Below are 25,557 nucleotides of genomic sequence, written 5' to 3' on the forward strand. Positions count from 1 at the left end.
TTATGTTACTCGGAGTCATTGCTGACGATTTTACCGGTGCCACTGACATCGCAGGTTTCCTGGTTGCCAACGGCATGAAGACCATTCAGCTCAATGGCGTGCCTGCTGATGCGCTGAGCGCAGACGCCGATGCCGTGGTCATCAGCCTGAAATCCCGCTCCTGCCCTGTCGATCAAGCGGTCACCGATTCTGTGGCGGCATTACGCTGGTTACAAGCTGCCGGTTGTCAGCAGTTTTACTTCAAATACTGCTCAACCTTTGACAGTACAGCCGACGGCAATATCGGGCCGGTTACCGATGCCTTACTGGCGGAACTGAATGAATCTTTTACTGTGATTTGTCCATCGCTTCCGGTCAATGGCCGTACCGTCTGTCACGGCAACCTGTTTGTCAACGGAGAGCTGCTGAGCGAATCCGGTATGCGTCATCACCCGGTGACCCCCATGACGGATGCCAACCTGATGCGACTGATGAATGCCCAGGCGCAGGGTGTGAGTGGACTGGTGGATTATCAGACCATAGATCAAGGCACAAGCGCGGTAGTGGCGGCTTTTGACCAGCTGCGTGCTCAGGGCGTGCAGTACGCTGTGGTTGATACGCTCAACAATCAGCATCTGGTCACTATTGGCGAAGCCTGTAAAAACCTCAAATTGGTGACAGGTGGCTCAGGGCTGGCTGCCGGTATCGCCCGAAACTGGGTGACGGCGCAGTCCGGGCAGGCCGAAGCACTGTCAGCTGGTCATCCGCAAGCCGGTAAAACCGTGGTGCTGTCGGGGTCGTGTTCCGTGATGACCAACAAGCAAGTTGGCCAGTATCAGCGTGTTGCGCCGCACTTTGCTTTGGATGTGAAGGCCTGCCTGACCGATGACAATTACTGCAACGCCGTGTGTGACTGGGTAGTGGATAACCTGGACGGTGAATACGCGCCTATGGTGTTTGCGACCGCCAATCCTGAGATGCTGAAAGTGATACAGGCAGAATACGGTGCGCAGGCATCCAGTCTGGCCGTTGAGCAGTTCTTCAGCCAGCTGGCACACCGGCTGCGTGAACAGGGTGTTCGTAACTTCATTGTTGCTGGCGGTGAAACGTCCGGGGTTGTGACCCAGAGTCTTGGCGTGAAAGGTTTTCACATTGGTCCGCAAATCGCTCCGGGGGTGCCCTGGGTGACAGCGATCGATCAGGATCTGTCGCTGGCACTGAAATCCGGCAATTTTGGTGACGAATCATTTTTTACGACTGCACAAGGATTTTTCCATGACTGAACAAGCGTTAAGAGAAGAAATGGTGACGCTTGCCCGTTCGATGTTTGAGCGGGGCTATGCCACCGGTGGGGCAGGAAATCTGTCTCTTAAACTCCCCGACGGCAATTTTCTGACCACACCAACAGGCTCGTCCTTCGGACGATTGGTGGCTGAGCGTCTGTCGGTAGTGGATATCGACGGTAATCATTTGTCGGGAGATCGCCCTTCAAAAGAGATTGCATTCCATCTGGCGATTTACCGCAACAGCCCGGATTGTAATGCCATTGTGCATTTGCACTCCACTTACCTGACGGCTTTGTCGTGTCTGGAAGGACTGGATCCTGACAATGCGATTAAACCCTTCACACCGTATTACGTGATGCGGGTTGGTCAGCTGCCGGTGATCCCGTATCTGCGTCCGGGCGATCCGCAAATTGCAACGGAACTGGCCAATCGTGCGGCTGACTACCGTGCATTCCTGCTGGCCAATCACGGCCCGGTCATTACCGGTACAGATCTGCGTGATGCGGTTGATAACGCCGAAGAGCTGGAAGAAACCGCTAAACTGGCGCTGATGCTCGATGGCAAAGCCATTCGTTATCTGACCGATGCGGAAGTCAGCGACCTGAAAGGGAGAGGAAAATAATGGCCAGATTTGCAGCCAACCTCACCATGCTGTTCACTGAAGTGCCTTTTACAGACCGCTTCGGTCAGGCCAGCAAAGCCGGATTCAAAGCCGTTGAATTTTTGTTTCCCTATGAATATGAAGCGGAACTGTTGGCAGAACAGCTCAGAACGCATCAGCTTGAGCAGGCACTCTTTAATATGCCGCCGGGCGATTGGGCGGCGGGTGAGCGTGGCATTGCTGCCCTGCCGGACCGCATTGAAGAGTTTGAGCAAAGTGTTGAGATTGCCCTTCATTACGCGCAGGCACTGAGCTGTAAAAAGGTGCATGCCATGGCAGGTATTCTCAGTCCAGACTTCTCGGTTGAAGCACACAGAGAAACCTTTGTCCGTAATTTGCGCTATGCCGCTGATCGCTTTGCCGTACACGGTATCTGCGTGATGATTGAGCCGCTGAACAGCCGTGATGTGCCGGGCTATTTTGTGGCCCATCAGCGTGACGCTGTCGCGCTAATTAAAGCTATCGACCGACCGAATGTGAAACTGCAGTTCGATGTGTATCACGCGCAAATCATGGACGGCGATCTGTCTGTTCTGATCAAAGAGGTCGCGGATTACATCGGCCATGTGCAGATAGCATCTGTGCCAAGCCGTAATGAACCCTACGAGGGTGAAGTGAATTACCCTTTCCTGTTCGGCGAGCTGGACAAGTCGGGTTATCAGGACTGGATCGGGTGTGAGTACAACCCGCGACAAGGCACACTAGAAGGCCTGAGCTGGGTAACACCTTATCTGTAAACGGAGCAATGAATAAACGGACCTGTTTGTAAACGGAAGCCGACATCGACAATTTCGTCAACAGACTTAAGACAAGATAGAAGAGAGCAAGGACATCCCCTATGAAAATAATTATTACAGGCGGGGCAGGCTTTTTAGGAGCCATGCTTACCGACACCCTGCTACAACGTTATGACGACATCGAGCGAATCAAGATAGTGGATCGCATCGCCCCGGATCTGAGTCAGTTCGACAGCCGTGTCAGTGCGGTTGTGGGCGACATTACTCACCCGGCAGATATTGATTCGCTGATTGATGCCGACACCACCCATGTTTTCCATCTGGCGGCGATTGTGTCGAGCCATGCCGAAGAAGATTTCGATCTCGGTATGAAAGTGAATTTGCTGGCCACCCAGCTATTGCTGGAAAAATGCCGTCAGGTGAATCCGGCGATCCGCTTTGTGTTCTCCAGTTCACTGGCGGTGTTTGGTGGCGAGCTGCCGGATCTGATTGAGCCTATGACGGCGACTCAACCTAGCTCTTCTTATGGTACGCAAAAAGCCATCGGTGAGTTGCTGGTTAACGACTACGGCCGTAAAGGTTTTGTCGATGCCATTACTGTGCGCCTGCCGACTATTTGTATTCGCCCGGGTTTGCCGAACAAAGCGGCGTCGTCTTTTGTCAGCGGGATCATCCGTGAACCGCTGAAAGGCGAAACGTCAAACTGCCCGGTTGAGCCAACGCTGCCACTGTGGATTTCCAGCCCGGAAACAGTGATCGATAACATTATCCATGCCAGCCAGTTACCGGCTGACGCCATCAAAGGCTATCGCACCTTTAATCTGCCTGGTATTCAGGTGACGCCTGCAGAGATGATCGTGGCCATGACAGAGACGGTGGGTACAGGGTTTGCTGAGCGTGTGAGCTACGAGGCGGATGCCGCTATTGCCCGTATCGTCGGCAGCTGGCCGAAAGGGTTCAATAATGCGTCGGAACTGACGTTGGGTTTTAAAGCGGATAAGGATTTCCAGTCGGTACTTAAGGCGTATTTAGCTAAGTATCCGGTACGCGAAGAGGAGGCGATCTAATGTTACCCATTTCTGTTATAGGTTTAATTATTGCGGTGTTCGTACTGATTTTTCTGGTGCTGAGAACCCGTGTTCACGTCTTAATCGCGATGCTGGCTGCGGCTTGTATTGCCGGTTTGATTGGCGGGCTGAGTGTGGACGACACCATGTCGGCGATCAGCAAAGGGTTCGGCGGTACGCTGGGCGGTATTGGTATCGTGATTGGTCTGGGTGTCATGATGGGTGCCATTCTCGAAACTTCCGGTGCCGGTGAGTCCATTGCCTATCACTTCATCAAATGGCTGGGCAAGAAGAAAGAGGAGATGGCACTGGCGATTACCGGTTATATTGTCAGTATCCCTGTGTTCGTCGACAGTGCACTGATCATCCTGTATCCGATTGCGAAGTCACTGTCTAAAACCTCTGGCCGTTCCATTCTGACACTGACTGTTGCCCTGGCTGGTGGTCTGGTTGTAGCGCACCACTGTATTCCGCCGACACCTGGTCCGCTGGGCGTTGCCAGTATTTTCGGTGTTGATATCGCCTCTATGCTGGGTCTGGGTCTGGTGATTGCGCTGCCATCTATCTACGGCATTGTGATGTATGCCCGCTGGTTAGAAAAGCACTTCCCGGAATATGCGACACCTGTTTCTCTGCCGCAGGAATCTGATGACCTGAAGAAAGTGCATGACGAGTACATGGCATCCAAAGCCACGAAAAATCTGCCTTCGCTGATGAAATCTATCATGCCGATTGCGGTGCCGATTCTGCTGATTCTGGTGAAATCGCTGGCAAGCCTGCTGGAAAAACAGTTGGGATTTGACGGGTTGTCGGAAAGCGCGCTGGGCGCGGTGATCAACTTTGTCGGCCATCCTGTGATTGCCTTGTCTATCAGTACGCTGCTGGCGGTTTATACCCTGACACCGTATCTGGACAAAGAAACCACGACCCGTAAGCTGGAAGAAGGGATTTCCACCTCAGGGATTATCCTGCTGGTGACTGGTGCAGGTGGTGCGCTGGGCAGCGTACTGCGTGAATCGGGTGCGGGTACTGAAATCGCCAACCAGATTGCGGCACTGTCTATTTCACCCATCATGATCCCGTTCATCATCGCGACTCTGGTACGTGTGATTCAGGGCAGCGGCACTGTGTCTATGATTACGGCAGCCTCTATTTCTGCGCCGGTTCTGGCTGAAATGGAAGGTATTAATATGTTGTTTGCCGCATCTGCCGCGACCATGGGCAGTTTGTTTGCCGGTTACTTCAACGACAGCCTGTTCCACATAGTGAACCGTCTGATGGGTGTGACCGAAGTGCGTAAGCAACTGGTGATCTGGACGGTACCGACGACCATCGCCTGGTCAATCGGCGGCTCGCTGGTGATGATCCTGAACCTGATCTTCGGCAGCCAGGGCAGTGTGTTCGACCCGGTGATGCCACTGTTGTTCCTGGCGGGCTGCATCTACTTCGTAAAGTCGCAAAGTAAACCCGCAGCAGAGGTCGTCGCCAGCAATTAATCCATGATGGTATGAGGTGTGGATTGACGTATCTCTTAGCGTATTACAGCCCCCGGTTCCGGGGGCTTTTTTGTTTGTCCTGCGAAGCTGGCAATGCTCGCCTGTTTGAGATCTTCAGCTTTGCATTCAATAATGACCGATAAAAAGCAGGCAAATAGAAAAAGACATTCATATATCGTGATTGCGATCTATGTTTCGCACATGTTGTAAATGGCTTGTTATGTGTGGCATTTGGATTCACCACTAATCAGGTAATATAAAGTCATAAGGGGTGGAAATTGGGAAGGGTTCATAATGCAAAGTATGGCTGTGAATGCTTCAGATTTAATGTATGTACAAGATACAGATAGTCTTTCCAAGCACTCATCGTGAGTAAAACAGGCAGTTAGACGGTGGTATGATGAGAGTTTTGATTGTAGAAGATGACAGACTGATCAGTGAATCCCTCGAGCAGCGTTTTAAAGACTTAGGCCACGGGGTGGACACCGCCTATGATGGGCAAGTTGCGTATTCGTTGGTAGCACACACACGGTATGATCTCGTGATTCTGGATCTCAATTTGCCTAACCGTTCGGGCGAGGCGATCACGAAAAAAATTCGTCAGCACGGTAATACGCCGATCCTCATATTGACCGCACGTAATGAAGTGTTCGATCGGATTGAATTGCTCGACTTAGGGGCCGATGACTACTTAACAAAGCCTTTTGATTTGGGGGAACTGGAAGCCCGCTGTCGTTCTATTGTGCGCCGTAGTCAAGGTAACGATCAAAACGTGATAGAGATTGGTGATATCACCTTTGATAGCGCGAGTGCCCGTGTGCAAATCCAAGGGCAGGAGATTGATTTAAAAAACCGAGAATATCGTCTACTCGAAGTGTTTGTGAGTCATCCTAATCGTGTTTTAAGTAAAGATGAAATCATCGATCACTTGTATGGCTATGATAATCCTCCCAATCAGAACGCCATTGAAACGTACGTTGGTCGGTTACGTAAGTCGCTCAGTGCAAGTCGTGTCGAAATAAAAACGCTGCGCGGCTTGGGGTATGTTCTCTCTGTGAAACAACCATGATTGCCGTTCCATTTCGGTTTTCGACCAGGTCGCTGCGTTCTCAGCTCTTGGTGTACTCAGCGGGCTTACTTTTGGTCATCGGTCTGCTCGCATTGATGGTTGTAAAGCGTTTTGCGTTTGAAACAGCCCAAAGCACATTTGACCGGCCATTGGCCAATTCTGCGTTGCAACTATTAGAAGAAGTACGGCTTGAAGGTGGGGAGCTGGCTATTGATATGCCTTTTTCTGCGTTTAGCGGACTCGCTGATGCGCCTCGCGACAAGGTGTTTTATCTGATCGCCACCAAACAGCAAGCCTATGTAACCGGTTATCAAGAATTACTGGCCAATGACACGGTACGTCAAAAAATTCAGACATATACCATGCAATTGGAAACGTCACCTGAGTATTTTGATCTTAAGTTTCGAGGCGAATACTTACGTGCTGCACTTGTGGGGCGAGTGATCTACACGCGAAATGGTCCGCAACAAGTGTTGGTGCTGGTGGGGCAGACGGCTGAAGCGCGTACAGAGTGGGAGCACCAACTTTCAGACGTCGCGTTAAAATTGATCACCGCTGTGATTCTTTGCACCATCATTGTCATTGTTCTTTTGATTTATCAGGTGCTTAAGCCGGTAAAATTGCTCAATCAAAAAATGATGAAGCGATCGAACATAGATCTGACACCGATTGATCTGGATGTGCCAGAAGAAGTCAGTCACCTGGTCAAAAGCATCAACATATTCATGGGGCAGTTAGACGAAACGCTGTCTAATCTGAAAAATTTCACCAGCGAAGCGGCGCATCAATTGAAAACCCCATTAGCGGGAATGCGGGTACAAGTTGAGTTACTGCACAGTCGGGAAACGACCGCCGAAACGGAACGTGCTTTGGCCCGAGTGCTGGAGGCGTGTGATGTGCTTGAACGCACTATCGAACAATTACTCAATCAAGCCACCATTAAACATCGATATCGCAGCATCGAACCTCAGACCATTCATATAAACGCATTGGTTGAAAACGTGTGTCGTTCTTTAGCCATACAAGCATTGGCACGAGATATTGAATTAAGCTTGCAACAAGACGCTCAATTTACGATTGTCGGTGATGCTTTTGGTGTCGAGCAAATGCTGTTAAATCTTATCGAGAATGCGATCAAATATTCCCCTGGCGGCAAGTCAGTAGAGGTGGAAGTGGTACGGCGAGGTTCGAAAGCCAGTATCGTGATCCGGGATTTTGGTCCGGGTATCGCAGATAAAGACAAGTCTTTGGTGTTTGAGCGTTTCCACCGGCTTCCTGGCGGTGAACAATCGGGGACTGGGCTGGGTATGAGTATCGCCGCGGATGTCGCTGAGCATTGTCGGGCTCTGCTTTTGCTTAAAGACACCGTCCCGAACGGGCTGACTGTGGAAATTCAATTTCCTTACAAAACATGGCAGGAGGCTGAATGACGCTATTGAAGGGCATCATTGGGGTGTGTTTGCTTTTTGCGAGCACACTGGTGGATGCGAAACCAACCAACAGCCCTCTTGTTACGTTAAGGGTATTTGGCGCTGCATACTTATCGGAAATGAAACCGCTTTTGGATGATTTTTCGATGCGAAACCCGGACATTAATGTGCAGTACCGCTGGATGAGCAGTGAAGAACTCGATAGCTACATTCGCTCCAATGCCGAACCACAGCCTGATATTACGATCAGCTCAGTAATGCATTTGCAATTACGTCTGGTAAACGATGGTTATGCGCTAGAGCATGATCAACTCCTTGCTCAAGAGACATCAGAAAACAGCCCATTTCCAATCTGGAGTCAATGGAGAAACGCTTTGTTTGGATTCAGCTTCGAACCTGCTGTCGTGGTGTTCAATAAAGCGTTTATGCAAGACAAAGAGGTACCCACCAATCGTACTGAGTTACTCGGTTTTATTCGGCAGCACAGCGATGAACTGATGGGGCGCATCGGATTGTTTGACATAAGAAAAGTGGGAGTTGGCTATTTATTGTGGTCCTTTGAACGCCAACAAGCGCGTAATTATGGTCAATTCCTCGAGTTATTTAATTATCACTATGCTCGTACCTTTGACAGTACGCGCAGTATGCTCCGAGCAGTAAGCCTGGGTCAAATTGCCATGTCCTACCAAGTCGTCGGCTCTTATGCCAACAGTTGGTTAAAATTACACGACGATATCGTGGTGGTGCCGATGGAAGATTACACACCGGTTATTATGCGTACCGCATTCATTAACCGCACGACCCAAAACACGGAGCAAGCGAAACAGTTCATCAGTTATCTGCTCTCATCACCGGGTCAATGGGTGATGGCAGAGCAGACCAACATGCCACCTATCCGTTTGGATGTGACGGGAAAGAAGTCCGCCCAATATATGAGAGAAGCGTTTGCAGATCAGTTAAAGCCGCTGCCTCTGGACGTTCGGCTATTGGTGTTTGCTGATAAGAGTAAAAAAGAGATAGTGATCACTGAGTGGGAAAACGCCCTTAAAAATTACGACTAACGCCTAACAACTCCTTCCTCTTCCTGTCAGTAAGTCAGTGATATGACAGGTTCGTTTTGTAGCGTCTTACCACCACTTTCAAGGGTGAAAGTGGGTAAATGGTAAGGAGCTCTCATCATGTTTGATAGTCAATTTATCCCTTGTATGCTGATTCGCGGTGGCACCTCAAAAGGTGTTTATTTTCTTTCCCGCGATCTGCCCGACGAGCCGACGTTGCGAGACCAGATGCTCATCAAAATCATGGGTTCCGGCGATGTTCAACAAATTAACGGTATTGGTGGCGGCACGACACTAACCAGCAAAGTTGGCATTATCTCGCCCTCACCGGCATCGGGGGTCGATCTCGATTATTTGTTTGCCCAGGTAGGCGTTGAAGAACAGGTCGTGGATACCAAACCTTCGTGCGGAAACATTCTGTCTGGCGTGTTGGCGTTTGCGGTAGAAAAAGGCTTGATCCAACTTGATGAAACGAGCACAACCGTACGCGTGAGAAACCTCAATACAGACACCATCATCGAAGTGACCGCAGAAACACCAAACCGAACGTTGCGTTTTGATGGCTCGACATCAATAGATGGCGTGCCGGGAACGGCTTCACCCGTATTACTTAACTTCTTAGACGTTGGCGGAGCAAAAACGGGCAGGTTGTTCCCGACCGGCTACACCACAGAAACCATTCTCGGCTTCACGGTCAGCTGCGTGGACGCCGCCGTTCCCATGGTACACATTGCCGCGCATGAACTGGGCATCAATGGCGATGAATGTAAGCAAGACATCGATAACAACCGCCCGCTTTTGGAAAAAGTTGAAGCCATTCGATTGATTGCCGGAGAGCGCATGGGGCTAGGGGATGTCTCAGGCAGTGTGATCCCAAAAGTGGCGATTCTGTCCGCGCCCAAACAGGGCGGAACTATCACCTCACGCTACCTGGTGCCACACAATTGTCATGCCAGCCATGCCGTTACCGGTGCCATTTGCGTTGGGGCGGCTGCGCTTATTGATAACACCATTGCACATCAATTGGCGAGTCTAACAAATGACAGTGCAGTCTGTATTGAGCATCCGAGTGGCAAAATCGAAGTCAAAATTGCCCTGATACCAGGGGGTGAGGAACCCATAATTGCGCAAGCTGCACTCGTGAGGACAGCGCGCCCGCTCTTTAAAGGAGAAGTTTTTATCGGATAAAGCCTGTTTGCAGCGTTGTTACATCCGCAAACATGCTTACCACGCGATCTCTGTAACACTTTTGTTAATAAAAAGTGACGTGTCAGTTTGGTGACAGTTTTGCGTCTTAGGGTGTGAACATCGCTCTCACGCGATTTGAATTCGATGCTGCCATGACAGAATTGAGGAAAATCCTATGTTACTGAACGATTTTTTTAATAAAGCCAAGTTATGCCTCAGCTGCCCGCTTGTATCCACTGCACTGATGACGATGCCTTTAATGTCGCCTGTTTATGCTCAGTCTGTGAGCTTTGAGGGAGAGCGTATACAAGTGACGGTGCCATATAAAGAAGGCGGAGGTACCGATACTTGGGGGCGATTTTTTGGCCCTTATTTCACTCAGGCGCTTCCGGGCGAGCCGATCGTGATGATCAAAAATATACCTGGCGGAGGGTCGACAAAGGGGGCTAACCAGTTTGCCAGACAAGCGAAAGATGATGGATTGGATGTGCTCGCAAGCTCTGCTTCAACGCATTACACCTATTTGTTGAATGATCGCCGAGTGAGGTACGACTACCACGAGTGGTCGCCAGTATTGGCATCTCCTACAGGTGGCGTGGTTTATGTGTCCAAGGATGTAGGGGTGGCCAATGCACAAGAATTTGTTGATAAGCTGGATACCTTATCATTCAAATACGCGAGCCAGGGGGCGACTTCGATCGATTTGGTGCCATTACTGGCCTTCGATCTCCTCGGTGCTGACGTTCAGGCTGTATTTGGGATGAAAGGCCGTGGAGCCGGGCGTCTCGCGTTTGAGCGTGGGGAGGTGAATTTAGATTCGCAAACCAGTTCGGCCTATTTAAAAAAGGTCGCGCCATTGGTTGAAGAAGGAAAGGCGATACCACTATTCAGTTTTGGTGTGATTGATGATGAAGGCCGCATACAGCGCGATCCTAACTTCCCGGATTTGCCGCATTTCGGCGAAGTGTATGCCATGGCGAAAGGTGACACGACAACCTCTCAGGGCTTTCAGGTTTGGCGATCATTCTTTATCGCTGGATTTGTCGCACAAAAAGTTTTCTTCTTGCCTAAGTCTACGCCAGAAAAGATCAAACAGGCGTGGCGAGAATCCATGAGCAAACTTATCACCCAACCAGAATTTCAAGCCAGAGCCGAGGACGTTCTGGGAAACTACGAGCCTTTAACTGGTGTAAAAGCCGATGCTGCGGTTGAAAGTATTTTGTCACTCGACGACACCAGCAAAGCATGGGTGACCAGTTGGTTGAAAGATAAATACAACACCAGGTTGTAACACGACCGGTCTGTGGCGGGCCCTTGTTCTCGGCAAACAAACCCGCCACCTACTTCTCTCATTTCTACAGACTCTCTGGGCTTCGGGTTGAAACCCAGAGCCGGTTTCAATGATTCACAAGGACTCAAGGATGTTTAGTGATTTACTTGCTGCCTTGCATACCATACTAACGCTTCAGCACATCAGTTATATGATGGGGGGTGTTTTACTTGGGCTTGCGATTGGCATTTTCCCTGGATTGGGAGGGATAGCTGGGCTGTCCTTATTACTGCCATTTTTATATGGCATGGACCCGATTTCTGCGCTGGCGATGTTGATTGGACTTGTCGCCGTGATCCCAACTTCTGACACCTTTACTTCGGTGCTGATGGGGATACCAGGCTCCAGCGGTTCTCAAGCGACCGTACTGGATGGTTTTCCGATGGCGAAAAAAGGGCAAGCTGCGCGTGCACTTTCGGCCGCCTTCACCTCTTCATTGTTTGGCGGTTTGTTCGGTGCCGTAGTACTGACTGGCTTTGTTTTAGTGGCAAGACCGGTGATTTTGGCTTTTGGCTCAGGCGAATTGTTTATGCTGACGTTACTGGGGCTAACCATGGTCGGCTCGTTGGCAGGCAAAAGCCTGGTGAAAGGCTTGTCCGCTTGTGGATTAGGGGTGTTGCTCGGCAGTGTAGGAAGTGCGCCTGCAACCGGCGAATATCGCATGGCGTTTGACAACTTTTATCTGATGGATGGTATTCCTCTCGTTGTGGTGGGCTTAGGAATATTTGCACTGCCTGAAATTATCGATCTATTAAGACAAAACAAGCCGATTTCTAATGCGAGCCGGTTAGGGGCTGGCTGGATGGCTGGAGTTAAAGATTTTATCGCGCATCGCTGGCTTGCGCTGCGGTGCAGTGTGATCGGCTGCATCATAGGAGCACTGCCAGGATTAGGAGGCAGCGTTGTCGATTGGATAGCTTATGGGCATGCGGTTCAGACCACCAAAAATAAGCCCGACTTTGGGCATGGCGATGTGCGGGGCGTTATTGCGCCAGAGTCATCAAACAACGCCAAAGAAGGCGGGGGACTAGTGCCAACCCTGCTGTTTGGGATTCCCGGTTCTGGTGGTATGGCTGTCTTTCTCGGTGGAATGGTCTTGGTCGGCCTTGAACCCGGGCCAGCAATGGTCAGTACCGATTTAGATGTTACTTATACTATCGTTTGGTCACTTGCGTTAGCGAATGTGTTTGGCGCCGCGGCCTGTATGCTTATCTCGCCATGGGTTGCGAAACTTACGACCATTCGCTATGCCTTGCTGGCGCCATTTATGGTGATGGTGATCTGCTTTGCCGCGTTTCAGGCAACACGTGACTTAGGGGATCTAGTGACTTTGCTTGGTATTGGAGTGCTGGGAGTGTTGATGAAACGCTTTGACTGGCCAAGACCGGCTTTCTTAATTGGCTTTGTACTGTCAGCAGGAATGGAAACGTATTTGTATCAAGCCATTCAGTTTGACGGTGTGGCGTTTTTACTCCGTCCCGGTGTCATCATCATTGGCATGATTACCTTGGTATCCCTGGCGTTAATGATTCGTCAGTCTCTTAAAACGAAGCCAGCACAAGACGTATCCTCGCCTTCGGGTCATCGTCGGCCACAGGTAATTTTTGCACTTTTGGTGAACCTCGTTTTTGCCTACGGGATTTACGATGGTTATCAGCAGAGCTTTCTGGGGGGCATTTTCCCCATCGTTGTCGCGAGTGGTATGTGGATACTGTCGGCTGTGGTGATTATTCAATTGTTAACTAGCCCGGACGACGCACCGGTATGCTTCGACAATGAGTACGTGCAAGGGTATGCCTACGACAGCAACACAGCGTCAATGATGCACTATCTTTACTGGCTCGCGGGTTTGATTGTTGGAAGCTATCTGGTGGGTTATGTCATCTCGATTACGATCTTTTTCTGTGCGTTTCTCATGTCAAAAGCCGGGTTAAGTCTTGGACGATCACTGACCCTGACCGCTGCGGCATCGTGCTTTTTGTTGGCGCTTACCCATGTCATGTTGTTGGATTTGCCGCTTGGTATTTTGCAAGATACCGTGCCTTTACCCTGGCCGTTAGGCTAATGAGGAGTGAAAAATGTCAATTAACACAATCATTATGCCTTTTGCTTCGCAGGAAAATGGAGAAATGCGGTTGCAAGGCGCGCTGAGCCTTGCTCAATATTTTGGTGCGCATTTAGACGTGCTTCATGCCCAGATGGGATCGGAGCAGCTAATGCCAACTGAAAAACAGTTAGTGTCCAGAAAGTTTTATGATCAAATCGATAAGATTGTGAGAGATTACATTCACTCTGATATGTCTCAGGCAAAGCAGGTTTTTGAGCAATGGTGTCGCGCTTCCCACATCGTAGAGGGGGAATCCACATCGCCACAGGCGAGCGCCAGCTGGCATGACATTTTTGGTTATCGAGGTGAAATTGTCGCTGAATGGGGAAAAGTGGCTGATCTGATCATCATTCCAAAGTCGCTCAATGGGCAGACAAGCGTCAGCTTTGAATCTGCGATCAGTGATGGCGGTAAACCAGTGATTGTCATGCCGCGTACGCAAACGCACTTTTCGCCAGAAACCGTGATGATCGCTTGGAATGGAGACAAAGCCGCGGCAAATGCAGTAAGCAGCGCACTTCCCCTGTTAAAACGGACAAAGCAGGTGGTGGTTGTCACCAGTGAACGCTCAATCGCGAAAAAACCCACACAGCTTGATTTGGCCTGCTACCTCAACCGGCATCAGGTTGAAGTGGAATGCATAACGTTTGAGCACAGAAATCGTAATACTGGAACGCAATTGCTTGAGATCGCCAATGAGATTCGCGCCGATGTTATTGTGTCTGGCGCATTTGCCCATCAGAAGCTGCATCAAAAAGTATTTGGTGGCGTCACCAAGAAGCTGCTTTTTGAGTCCACCGTACCGTTGTGGATGATGAGCTAAATGATCTGAACACAGTTTGACACCAGGTGCGCTTGTTACCTTTGCTCATATGGCTGGTTAGCCATTCATTTGCCCGCCCAGGAAAAAGGCAAGGCAGTTATCTCCATGCTGCCAATGCTAACCAGCCCCCTCTTATCGGGTGTAATACCAACTCAGCTTTGTTGTCTGCAATCACCGTCCAGGGCGGTATCCGCGACATGAAAGCTGTTTAAATGGTTATCTGCCAGCCTCAACCATGTCTATGATCTTCCTGGCTTTTTCAAAGTGATCCAGTTGATGGGTTTGAATCCACCAGGTTGCAGCTTCCATCAACAGCTCAGGGTCATCGTTTTTATTGGCGAAGAAGGCATAAAAAGACACACCGACGTTGTCGCCCTTCTGATCAATTTTTTTGTGACAGACCTGAATGATTTTTTGTCGCAGTGATTCACGCATTGGATTGTCCTTAAACAGGGTTATTTCTGATGCTCATTAATTTATCGGCCCAAGAGGGCTGCCGGCGAAATTGCCTCGGTGTCATGCCAGACCAGGCCTTGAAGCGGGTGCTGAAATTGGCCGGCAGCGGGTAACCGACAATCTCCCCTACCTGTTGCACAGACCATTCAGACGATAGCAGCAGCCGGGCCGCGTATTCCATCCGCATCCGGGTTAAATGGGCAATGGGACTGCGCCCCAAGTACTGCTGGCACAAGCGATGCAAATGCGGTTCGGAACAGGGGTAGAGCGCAGCCAGCTGCTGAACATCCCACTCTTTATGCAACTGGCGCTGGACGCGGTCAAAGACCCTTTTTAACCGAACCTGATGACGCGGCTGGCTTGTGATGTCCGGTGTGCGGAGCAGCAAGTCAATCTGCTGTACGCTGTGTGCGATAACGGCACCACTTAAATCAATCTGAAGAGATAAGCTTCTGAGCAGTGTCTGAATACAGGCATACATGACTTCGGCCGTTGGTGTCAGAAGGTAACCGATGTCGTCAGTAACCAAAGCCGACCAATCTTGGGTGGTATCCAGAAACAGCCAGGCTATTTGCCAGCCATCCTCTTCAATACCAAACCCGTTCTCAGTGCCCGCAGGCACAATGATCATCGACCCCGGCTCCAGCAGCCAACGGCGTCCTTCGCTTTCCAGCCATCCCTTGCCCCCAACTGTGTACATCAGCATGTGTCTTTGAGGATGTTTCCTGAACACGGAAAACTGCTCACGGCAGTGTGCTATCCCGCATTGCACCAGACCATGTTCTTCCAGAAGCAGCACTTTGGTCTGGTCCAGGAACTCTTGCTGCGTTTTCTCCGAGATCAGAAACCGCTCTTGCTTGTCGTTCATCTTGATAGTCTGGCAAAGGTTTTGGATGAATTGAAAGAATACGGGATTCAGTCAGAGATTTACACTGTGCGCATAATCACCGGGGGAGAATTGTGATGTTGCTTTCAGCTCAGTATATCGATCGCGCGTTTTGGCAGAAATTGCTGGTAATTGGTTTGCCTGTCTCGCTGCAGGCGATGCTGTTTTCATTACTGGGGGTCGTAGACATTTTCATGGTCAGCCAGCTGGGCGAGCAGGCAACAGCGGCCGTTGGTGTGGGCAACCGGATCTTCTTCTTTAATCTGATCATGGTGGTCGGCGCCAGTGGTGCGGTCAATGTACTAGCCTCGCAATACTTTGGTGCCGGCAATATGGAAGGGGTTCGTCGTACGCTGGCCCAGTCATGGATGCTGTCCGGGCTGGTGGTTCTGCCATTTGTTCTGCTGTATCTGCTAATCCCTGAGCCTTTGGTGGCACTGGTCGCGTCCGAGCCGCATTATGTGCAGCTGGCAACGGATTATCTGTGGATCACCGGGCCGAGTATTATCTTTACGGCAATGGTTGTGCCACTGGAATCGGCGTTGCGCTCGATAGGGGATGCGAGACTGCCCACCACCATCAGTATCTTTGCGATAGTCATCAATGCGTTATTGAATGCCTTGCTGATTTTCGGTCTGTGGGGATTGCCTGAACTGGGTGTGCTGGGCGCAGGTATTGGCACAATCATCTCCAGATTGGTGCAAACCGCGCTGCTTTTCTGGGTGGTGGCTCGTCGCTATCCGCATTTGCTGCCTGAACGTTTTCACTGGATTGACGCGGTTAAACGCCATCATTTACGACGCTATTTCAAAGTCGCGATGCCGATGTTTGTTCACGACACCGGCTGGGCAGGCGGGCTGCTTGTCTATAACGTGCTGGTGGGTCAGTTAGGGGTCAGTGAGCTGGCGATTATCTCTTTGCTGTCACCGGTTGAAAGCGTGCTCATCTCAGCATTTCTGGGCTTTGCGGTGGCCGCGTCAATCATTTTAGGTAATGACATAGGCGCAGATAATTACCAAAGGGTGGAAGGTACCGCCTGGTGGTATGTGATCATCAGTTGTAGTTGTGCGTTATTGCTGGCCATAGCCTGCTGGCTGGCGCAGCCAGTGATTGTACTCCTGATAGGACTTAGCCCGGTAGAACAGAAAGATCTGGCCGTGAATGTGACACTGGTGATGGCATTTGGCATGGTGCTGAAAGTCTTTAACATGGTGGGGATAGGCGGCGTGATGCGCAGCGGTGGCGACATCAATTACAGCATCTTTATCGATCTGTTTGCACAGTGGGCGATAGGTATTCCGCTGGCTTATTACACAGGTCTGGTTCTGGTCTGGTCGCTGGACTGGGTACTGGCGGTCATTTTGCTGGAAGAAGTGGTCAAGATAGGGCTGACCACACAGCGTATTCAGTCGAAAAAGTGGATCAATAATTTGGTTCGTGAGCCGGATATTGCCAGATAGGATTAGGTAAATATGAATATTTATTATCAAAGGAATTATTCATTATTTTATTCAAACAGATACGCTGGTTGTTTTATTCCTGCTTAGCTTCGGAAGAGTTAACTTAATTGATCGGCTAACCAAAGTAAGCGTGGTATTTTTCCATAACACCGCCTGCCAATGGCACAGGTAGTGTGTATAGAATGTCAGATATGGTGAATTTACCATCAGTATATTGCACTAAATTAGTTCTCGCTGTACAAGCTTGGTGAACAGCTCACAAATATAGCCATTAATAAGACATTTTATTGGGCTTATGTGCATCTGTAAGTGTCATTTTTGGCGTAATCACATGAAATCCGCCTGATTTAATTACTTATCTGCCTGTCATTCTGACAGTTAAGGCTGTCATTATGATTTCATAACTTGTTGTTTTTACTGGATTGTTTTGAGTCTTGTACTGCTTATAATAATGCGCTATTGACCAATTATTCAGTGTGGCTAACGTGTTCAGACAAATTGTTTTATTGTTGCTTTTTGTACTCCTGTCGGCTTGTGGCAGTGAAGAAACCTATCCTGAGTATCCTAAAGACCGCCAGCAAGGTATTCTCAGCGGCGTAGTATTTGATGCTGCAGTTTCGAATGCAAAAGTAAGCGTTTATGAATATAACAATGGAAAACTGGGGCGTTTATTAGCAGCTACTAATACAAATCCTGATGGTCGATTTTCAATTAGCTTAACAGCTGGCTCTACACCTCTTTATATCGAGGCAAGTGGAGGCGGTTACTTAGATCCCCATTCCAAGAATGTCGTCACTGTGAATGACCGCGGGCCGTTAAAGTTTCGCGCTTACGTGAATTTTGTTGAAGGGCAAAGTCGCAATGTTATGCTGACACCGCTGACCAATATTGCCGCGGGTCTGGCTGAATACAATATTCAGCGTTTAGGTCAACAGACTGCGGCTGCAATTGACTCAGCAAATGCATCGGTGAACAGTCAGTATGGATTTGATGTGTTTGCTGTAGAACCTCTGGATATTTCCATCGGAAACTATAGCGCAGTTGCTACTCAGGGACACCAGTATGGTGCTTTCTTGTTAGCCTATTCTTCTGCAGCTTTTGAACTGCTGGAAAAGTCAGGGGGCAGTGACAAAGAAAAGGTTATCTACAGCTCTTATAATCTGGCAGATTTACAATATCGCGATATACAAGCGACCGGACAATTGGATGGCTGGTCACTGGATGAAGTTTCTGCACTGCCAGTAGCGTTATCTTTTGGATTACAAAAGCTCACTGTCGAATATTATACCAACACATTAGCCCAGCACTTACTTAGGGTCGTGAACAACCCTGAGATCAATGTTTCGTCTACTCCCTCCAGTGATTACACGCCGTTAGTGAACCGCCTGAATAATGCATCAGGCGGCATCTATGCTCCTCGCGCGCCTGTCTCAATTGATGATGATGCGCCAGAGGTTACACGTTTCGGCAATGAAATATTGTCTGGTAGTGGTTTAGTATCAGCGAAAGTCACTGATTTCATTGGTGTTGAATATGCAGAAGTTTATTTACAGGCGAAAACGGCAGAAAATGGCTGGGGCGACCTGGAAAGCTGTAACAGCATTTCTTCTCTGTGCAATGTGGAGTCTGAAGCGTTTGAAAGTGGCGTCCGTGAGACATTAGTCGTCACTAAAATAAAAACGTTTGAACTGGATAAGCTTTCCGCTGAACCAGTTGAAGCGCGTCTGGTACTGAAAGTGGCGGATGTACTGGGAAATGCGAATAATGAGCGTTATGTACCTTTCACCTGGGATAACGTAGCACCAGTCATCAATGTCACCTCACCACATTCGTTTAACCCACTTAATCAGCAGCTTTATACCCTGACGGGAACCATTAAAGATGCAACAACACAGATTGCCAGCGCAACAATTGCTATTAATGCCGGTACGCCTGAAGTACTGACCTGTACGATGCAGTTGGATCCTGATACGCAGGAAGAACTATGTTCATTTTCAAAAGCATTTGATAAAGCGCTGTTTATTGGCGGTCAGACGCTTTTCTTTATCAAAGCGACAGATGCCAGCGGCAATAGCAATGAATTTCAGCACGAAGTTTTCTCTGATACGACTTCACCCACTCAGAATGTCGCTTTCCCTGAAGTGGCGTTGAAGTTTTTGGACTCAGATACCGGAGAATATCAGGACAACCTGACTCAGGAGTATTTTCAGGATCTCTACGGGAAACAGTATCTGAATATGGACTATGCGTATGCTTTGCATGGGTTGCAAAGTAATCACCCGGAAGTCGACTTTGCTGATTTTACGCCGCTTGTGCTGGATCAAAACCAGGTGCCATATTTAACGGTCACTGTCTCCGACAGTACGGGAAGTTCAGAACAGACCAGTTCATCTGCAGAACACCTGCAGGTGATTGTGACATACGAAGCCGGGCAAATCGGGTCACAGGCAACGATCAGAAATGTCGTGAAAAGTACGGAGCTGGGTGGAGCAAAGATACCGCATGAAGTCTATCCGGCACCGGATTCGGAAGGTCGTATCAGCCAGGTGCGCTATTTTATACCATTCGTACGGGAAATCTTCGGTGCTGACTTTACCCGAGTCAGTGAAGACTATGCACAAACCATCACGATTGTGACAGTGGATGGCTCTGGTAATACATCTGTCCCGTATAAGTTCCAGTTTAAATCAACGTTTAACCTGCCAACCATTAAAGTGACCTCGCCGTATATCGGTGCAAAAGCAAACGTCGAGCGTCTGCAGGGATCCGGGCAGTGGGGCTCAGTGGGCTCCTGCACAATGCTGGCAGACCAGTCGAAAGCAGGCGGGGGCACGTTAATTGATTCTGCGAGCTGCCAGTTAAACAGCCAGTTCGCCGGAGAAATACACCGTGTCACTGTGACAGGCGAAGCCGATTTCTATAAGTGGAGTCAAAAGTCACGCACTCCCGTAAATCTGAATGCAGATTACGGTTTGCGCAGCTATGGTATTGTTGGTGGCGCATACGGTAACCGTGAACTGGTGGTGACAGAGTTATCCGTGTTCCAGTCAGGCTTTTTTGATTATTTGTTCAATAAATCGGATAAATCCCAAGGAACTGCACAAGGGATTCTGCACGATGTCGACAGTATGTTTGGCGAGCAGGCGAACCAGTTCTTTGGATTCAACCCGGTTTCCACGTATTACGCGAATGAAGATGATCTGAATATGACCATCCCGAATCCGCCGTCGAACAAATATCTCTACCGTTTCCTGCTGGAAGCCATGAGTGGAATTTCCAGGAGCAGTGCCGTTCAGAACAGCACAAATCTGGCGAAGCTTTATTATTCTGACATCGTCGCAGATGGAAAGCCGGACGGTAAGGGCGCCGCAGGCGTTCAGTTATTCTTTGAAAGTGAACCGCTGAACGAAAGCTATTACCGTGAAAAATTGGGTGAGGAGTTTTATGCGTTTCTTACCGGTGAAGGGAGTGAATATTCAGGTCAGGTAGAAGATAAAGTTGCACTTTATTATGCCAACCGTTTTTCGAAAGCGAATCCGAGTTTACAGGGGCAGCAAATTTTCAGCTCTGACCCAGTGTCTGTTGATCAGACTCCGCCTGCAGTCAGCTTGGATCCACTGGCCAGTAATGCCCTGAAAGAGCAGCAAAAGTGGTATGTCAGTGGTGATCTGAGCACGATTATGACGGTCTCGGATCCTTCCGGTCTCGAGAAGACGACTCAGCCAACCAAAATTGAGTTGCTTTGGGGAACAGATATCAGCACAGATGCCGCGACACCTACCGGGATAACGGCGAATAAAATTGACAATGACACTTACGCGGAAAAACATCAGTTTGGCCTGGATACCATTAATGATTACCCGGGTATTGCCCGTCTCGATCTGTTACTGAGTGCCAGTGATCGCGAAAAGAATAGCTATGGTTACAATGGCGCAGCGAAATACGCGACGATTTTTATCGTTGATAATGATCCGCCTAAATATAGCTTTATTCCGCCTTTTAAAGCTGACGGCTTACCAGACGACACTTATATCAATACGAATTTTAAACAAATTCTTAAATTTGATGTCGATGAGCGGGTTGGTGAAGACCCTGCCAGACGTCGCTTTATTTTCAGAAGTGGCACGAAAGAGCGTGTGGTCACTCCAGAAGAAACCGGGTCAGAAGGCAGAACTGTGACTATGTATCTGTGTCTGGATACTGTTTGTGCGGATGATCTGGCGACACCTGTCCCGGTCCATTTGGATGCAGGCTCCTGGACCTTGATTACAGAAGGTGCCGATAAACTGGGTAACTTCGTGCCGGCTACGGATCCGAATGTCGGGCGTTTTCGTGTCAATGTTGACTACGAGGAGCCGAAAATTCTGGACGCCGATACAGCGTTACTGGGCGGTAACAGTCAGTGGTCGCCCTTGTCTGTCATCGATAACGGGCTGGGCAATGTCAGTGCGCTTGGTGATATCAAAATGCAATTACTGACAGGTACAGGGCTCATCGACCTGGAGCCCTGTGGCGCTGATTGTTCTACAGTCCCGGCATTTGTTCTTGGTGAAAAAGCTAATTCGAAACTGCAGTTAGTGGCGAATAACCTGGAGCATGGCAAACTCTATACCTTATACATCACGGCTCAGGACACAGCATATCCACCGAATGACGGTACTGGTGAGTTTAAATTTAAAGTCGACAAGATGGGGCCGAGTATTTCTACTCCAACCCTTAAAGACGGCACTGCCCCTGATCTGTCAGGCAGTATTATGGGGACTAAATTTAACGCGAATATTGCCAGCATTACCGATGATTCTGGCGTGGAAAATATCAGTCTGTGGCAGGAACTGAGCGATGGAGACATCAAATTGGTTGAGCCGTTTAAACCGGAAGGGCTGACCAATATTAATATTGATCTGCAAAAAGCTAACACAGATCTAATTAACTATGCGGCGAGTCGTCAAATCAAACTGTTTGTGAAAGCGACAGATATCAATGGGTTTGAAGGCCGTTCGAATGCCGTTTCTGCATTTTTTGATAATCAAGGCCCGACAATCACGTTAAATAACTTTGATGAAGCGAATGATTTTGTCGAGCCGGGTTATGTGTTCAGTATCTCAGTTCAGGATGAGGGCACAAATCCGATCAAGCCGGGTTCTGTGGTCTACTGGACATATACAGGCAGCACGCCACCACCTGGCGTGGCGGGTGCACAGCCTAGTAATCCGAGCGAAATTGAAACCAACATGCAGCAGAATTTCACCCTGAAAATCAATGCTGAGGATATTCGTGGCAATCTGCAGGATAACGCGACCTTTGCTATTCAGGTCGATACTACACCACCTGATGCCTCACTGACGGCGCGTTATCAGAGTAATAACCTTGAAATTAGTCCGGCCCAGACGATCACTGAAGTAGGAACCGTCGATCTCTATCTGAATGCGGTCGATCCGGAAAGTGGCATTGATAAGGTGGAAGCAACCCTGTTCCGTGTCGGCACTGAACAGGGCGAAACCATTGTCTTTAGTCCGGTACCGGGCAACGAAACACAACGTAAAGCAACATTGAATACCCAGATTGCCAACGACGGTAAATACAACCTGGTTGTCGATGTCTATAACAAAACCAAGGTCAACCAAGGAAGCCCGCGTCAGAAAACAACCGTAGTACGTCCGCTGACCGTTCAGCGTGAAGGCTACAGCCTGACGGTGCTTAACCCGGCGAACTTTGGAACATTCACCTTCGGTCAGAGTCTGCGTGCTGAATTTGGCATTCAGAATGCAGAAGGTGCCGTCCTGAATAAACTCGAATGTTGGCTGCGCGAAGATTACATCGGTGACGGCGCGCCAGACAACGATACGTCGGGCTACTACAAGGTGTACACCAACACGGCCTCGCCTGTGTGTCAGTTCGACAACATTGACCGTAATATGGCGAATAACCCGGTGCTGATCACCCGAACAACCGCAAGCAATGGTGCTGAAGTTGACCAGATTTTCTCGTTCAACATGGTCGATATCGATGCACCTGTGATCGCGAATAAAGATAACTTCAAATTGATGCAGGGTGATGTAGATACGGTTGGAGGCGTGAAGAAACTAACGGTACGTGTGATTGTAGATGATGTACTATCAGGTATGGATAACAACGCTTCAGTGAAGTTACTAAAAGGCCTCACGGAATACGAACCTACAAATATTCAGCCAAGCAATGGTAATAAAACGATTACCTATGCTTTTACAGGAAATTACAACGATCTCATTCGTAGTAATGATGTTGAACACTTTGTGAAAGTTTCGGGTCTGAAAGATAAAGCCGGAAACATTGTACTAGATACTGATTCAACGATTCAGCTTCAAGTACCAAATGTAAAACCAACTGTTGAAGTGATTGGAATTAAAGAAGGAGACTACATTAATTCGAAAACAGTCAACTTTGCATTGAAGATTGGTATTGGTCAAGAAGCAACGCTTGATAACATTGAAGTTTTCTTAGGCTCAAATCATTTCAAATTAACTTCCCACGCGGATGAAAATTTTGATGGCGGAGCGAAGCCTTGCTTGGATGAACCTGATTTGATGTGTGTGAGTTTCCGTGGAGAAGTGGCACCAGACCATACGGATGACAATGTCGATGTAGTTGTAAAAGTTTCCGATAAGTGGGGTAATTCGACGACACTGAAGGCAATCAGCTTAGGTATTGATCAGACTCCGCCAGTAATTTCTGATGTATACAGTATTGGTTCTGATACGGATGGCAATGTGCTGATGAACTTCGATATTTCAGATGAAGCCAGTGGTCTGAATCGCGTTAAATATCACGTGAAAGACTTGGGTGACACTTTTGTCATTGAGAAATCTTCTGCAGATGATGCTATCCATCAACTGATGTTTGAGTCTGCAAAACTTGGAAATAAGAATAGTTTCAGGGTTTATATTGAAGCGGAAGATAATGTTGGCATGGATGATACGAAAGAATTCACCGTCAATATCCTGAAGCCACAGGCAACTCTGGAACTGCTGGGTGCGCAGAAGAAAGATTCGAATATTGTGCTGGCGAACAATACACAGACGTTCAATATCAGCACAGTGACGGATCCGAATTCACGTGCAGAAGTGAAAGGCTATGTGGTCACACTGGAACCACAGGCTGCGGGTCTGAGCCCAATTACGCTGACTGGAGAATTCAACGGTCTGACAACAGCGACTGAGATTGCAACTCTGACGGAAAGCATGCAAGGTCCGTATCACCTTAAGCTGGCGATTCTGGATAATCTGGGCCGTTCACTGCCAAGCTATACCCTGAAGGGGGAAAGCTCTCCGGTGACCATCTCGCCACTGATTATCGATATGGCAAGCCCGAGTATTCTGAATGTTCAGGCAATGCAAGCCCCTGTCATGCCGACTGTGGATGGCAAATACACCATTCGCTTAACGGCCAACATTCAGGATGCGAACTTGAACAGTACCAAGGTAGTGGCAACATTGAACGGTGGCACGAACCCGTCCGATTACACCAAGCCGGTGGAAGCGAGTGGTGTATACACCTTTGAATTTAAAGCAGCCGTGGGCACACATTATCTGACGATTAAAGCCACTGACTATGCAGGAAATGAAGTCAGCTATACGGCCCCCGATGTTGTTGTGGAGCCATGGAGTGTGCCTGAGGTTACTAGCTTTAAAGCTAATGATGAGGTTATTGGTGGGGCTAAGCGAACGACTCTGGAAATAAAGTTCTCTGAAGAGATTACTGACTTGTCTGTTGACGACTTTATTGCGACTTCATCAGCAGGAGGCGATGGTGGCTATTTTGATAATGTTCGTTATTCGTCATATAACACATGGAAAGTTGATTATATTTCACCTTCAGGTGTAGATGCTGACATAACTATTCAATTGCAAAATGGTAGTTATGTTGCTGAAGATGATCAAATGCCTGGTAAATCTAGTATCACGAATTTAACAGTGGTTGGTTCTCCATTGGTTAAAAGTGTTGAATCTAGTTCGGGTAATACAGTTAAAGTTGGTAATGAAATTTCTGTGAGAATTGTTTTTAATCGACCTATTCCATACTCGGTTGACTATATTTTTACAGGGTTTTCATGGTCAGGTAAAAGCTGGAACCCTAGTAATACTGAGGCAATAGTGACACTTCAGGCTAAACCAAACACAGGTAAATACAATATAGGCATTGGGGGATATGAAGATTCGTATGGAAATACTGGTCCAGATGCAACGATTGAAATTGAAATAATAAATTAATGACTGTTGATGAAAATCACCGCCATCCGGCGGTGATTTTTTATCTCACATACCGAATCTTACTAAACGTCACAAGATGTTTTTGCCGTTCCCGGGCCTCATCAGTGATCTTCACCCATTGAAAACCAAATGTGCGTCTTGGTGTATTGAAGTCATCTGACCATGAATATATACACTATTGCGCATATTGGTTTTACATATTCGAAGAGATGAAAAATGAATAAAAAAACGCTGCTCGCCTCACTGATCATTGCATTTTCTGGTCATGCATATGCTGA

The 25,557-nt window shown here is 48.6% G+C and carries 16 protein-coding genes; 14 read left to right on the forward strand and 2 right to left on the reverse strand.

What is annotated here, in order from left to right; translation table 11 throughout:
- Positions 1 to 2: 2 nt before the first annotated feature.
- From otnK to D6M16_RS15800, 12 genes are all read left to right on the forward strand, one after another.
- Positions 3 to 1,262 carry a 3-oxo-tetronate kinase gene (gene otnK / locus D6M16_RS15745; protein ID WP_120512775.1) on the forward strand — a complete coding sequence of 420 codons (1,260 nt, stop codon included), beginning with the start codon at positions 3 to 5 and terminating at the stop codon, positions 1,260 to 1,262.
- On the forward strand, positions 1,255 to 1,887 hold the full coding sequence (gene otnC, locus D6M16_RS15750) for a 3-oxo-tetronate 4-phosphate decarboxylase (RefSeq protein ID WP_046222448.1): 633 nt from the start codon (positions 1,255 to 1,257) through the stop codon (positions 1,885 to 1,887). The genes otnK and otnC overlap by 8 nt, the downstream gene beginning before the upstream one ends.
- Positions 1,887 to 2,663, forward strand: coding sequence for a 2-oxo-tetronate isomerase (gene otnI, locus D6M16_RS15755; RefSeq protein ID WP_120512776.1), 777 nt, complete (start codon positions 1,887 to 1,889; stop codon positions 2,661 to 2,663). The genes otnC and otnI overlap by 1 nt, the downstream gene beginning before the upstream one ends.
- 101 nt (positions 2,664 to 2,764) lie before the next feature.
- Positions 2,765 to 3,730, forward strand: a complete 966-nt coding sequence (gene denD / locus D6M16_RS15760; RefSeq protein WP_120512777.1) for a D-erythronate dehydrogenase — start codon at positions 2,765 to 2,767, stop codon at positions 3,728 to 3,730.
- Positions 3,730 to 5,226 (forward strand): GntP family permease, encoded by a 1,497-nt coding sequence (locus tag D6M16_RS15765; RefSeq protein ID WP_120512778.1) that lies wholly within the window; start codon positions 3,730 to 3,732, stop codon positions 5,224 to 5,226. Before denD ends, D6M16_RS15765 begins: the two co-directional genes overlap by 1 nt.
- A gap of 400 nt (positions 5,227 to 5,626) precedes the next feature.
- Positions 5,627 to 6,295, forward strand: coding sequence for a response regulator transcription factor (locus tag D6M16_RS15770; protein ID WP_046222465.1), 669 nt, complete (start codon positions 5,627 to 5,629; stop codon positions 6,293 to 6,295).
- Positions 6,292 to 7,725 (forward strand): sensor histidine kinase, encoded by a 1,434-nt coding sequence (locus D6M16_RS15775; protein WP_120512779.1) that lies wholly within the window; start codon positions 6,292 to 6,294, stop codon positions 7,723 to 7,725. The genes D6M16_RS15770 and D6M16_RS15775 overlap by 4 nt, the downstream gene beginning before the upstream one ends.
- Entirely contained in the window at positions 7,722 to 8,786 is a 1,065-nt protein-coding gene (locus tag D6M16_RS15780; protein WP_052730078.1) for an ABC transporter substrate-binding protein, read from the forward strand. Before D6M16_RS15775 ends, D6M16_RS15780 begins: the two co-directional genes overlap by 4 nt.
- 117 nt (positions 8,787 to 8,903) lie before the next feature.
- Positions 8,904 to 9,971 carry a 4-oxalomesaconate tautomerase gene (locus tag D6M16_RS15785; protein WP_120512780.1) on the forward strand — a complete coding sequence of 356 codons (1,068 nt, stop codon included), beginning with the start codon at positions 8,904 to 8,906 and terminating at the stop codon, positions 9,969 to 9,971.
- A gap of 175 nt (positions 9,972 to 10,146) precedes the next feature.
- Positions 10,147 to 11,262, forward strand: coding sequence for a Bug family tripartite tricarboxylate transporter substrate binding protein (locus tag D6M16_RS15790; protein ID WP_120512781.1), 1,116 nt, complete (start codon positions 10,147 to 10,149; stop codon positions 11,260 to 11,262).
- A 130-nt stretch (positions 11,263 to 11,392) separates the two neighbouring features.
- The gene (locus tag D6M16_RS15795; protein ID WP_120512782.1) at positions 11,393 to 13,366 is read left to right on the forward strand and encodes a tripartite tricarboxylate transporter permease; all 1,974 of its coding nucleotides are present in this window, start codon (positions 11,393 to 11,395) and stop codon (positions 13,364 to 13,366) included.
- 13 nt (positions 13,367 to 13,379) lie between these two features.
- Positions 13,380 to 14,231: a universal stress protein gene (locus D6M16_RS15800; protein ID WP_120512783.1), complete on the forward strand. Its 852-nt coding sequence runs from the start codon at positions 13,380 to 13,382 to the stop codon at positions 14,229 to 14,231.
- A gap of 216 nt (positions 14,232 to 14,447) precedes the next feature.
- On the opposite strand, the gene D6M16_RS15805 is transcribed toward D6M16_RS15800, so the two are convergent.
- Positions 14,448 to 14,666, reverse strand: a complete 219-nt coding sequence (locus D6M16_RS15805; protein WP_046222439.1) for a DUF6500 family protein — start codon at positions 14,664 to 14,666, stop codon at positions 14,448 to 14,450.
- Between the two features lie 10 nt (positions 14,667 to 14,676).
- On the reverse strand, positions 14,677 to 15,555 hold the full coding sequence (locus D6M16_RS15810; protein WP_120512784.1) for an AraC family transcriptional regulator: 879 nt from the start codon (positions 15,553 to 15,555) through the stop codon (positions 14,677 to 14,679).
- Positions 15,556 to 15,650: 95 nt separating this feature from the next.
- Here D6M16_RS15810 and D6M16_RS15815 point away from each other — a divergent pair, with 95 nt between their 5' ends.
- Positions 15,651 to 17,033 carry an MATE family efflux transporter gene (locus D6M16_RS15815; protein ID WP_120512785.1) on the forward strand — a complete coding sequence of 461 codons (1,383 nt, stop codon included), beginning with the start codon at positions 15,651 to 15,653 and terminating at the stop codon, positions 17,031 to 17,033.
- Between the two features lie 485 nt (positions 17,034 to 17,518).
- Positions 17,519 to 25,279, forward strand: a complete 7,761-nt coding sequence (locus tag D6M16_RS15820) for a carboxypeptidase-like regulatory domain-containing protein (RefSeq protein WP_120512786.1) — start codon at positions 17,519 to 17,521, stop codon at positions 25,277 to 25,279.
- Positions 25,280 to 25,557 lie beyond the last annotated feature (278 nt).

This window comes from Photobacterium salinisoli (assembly GCF_003614885.1).
In the GTDB taxonomy this organism is placed as follows: Bacteria; Pseudomonadota; Gammaproteobacteria; order Enterobacterales; family Vibrionaceae; genus Photobacterium; species Photobacterium salinisoli.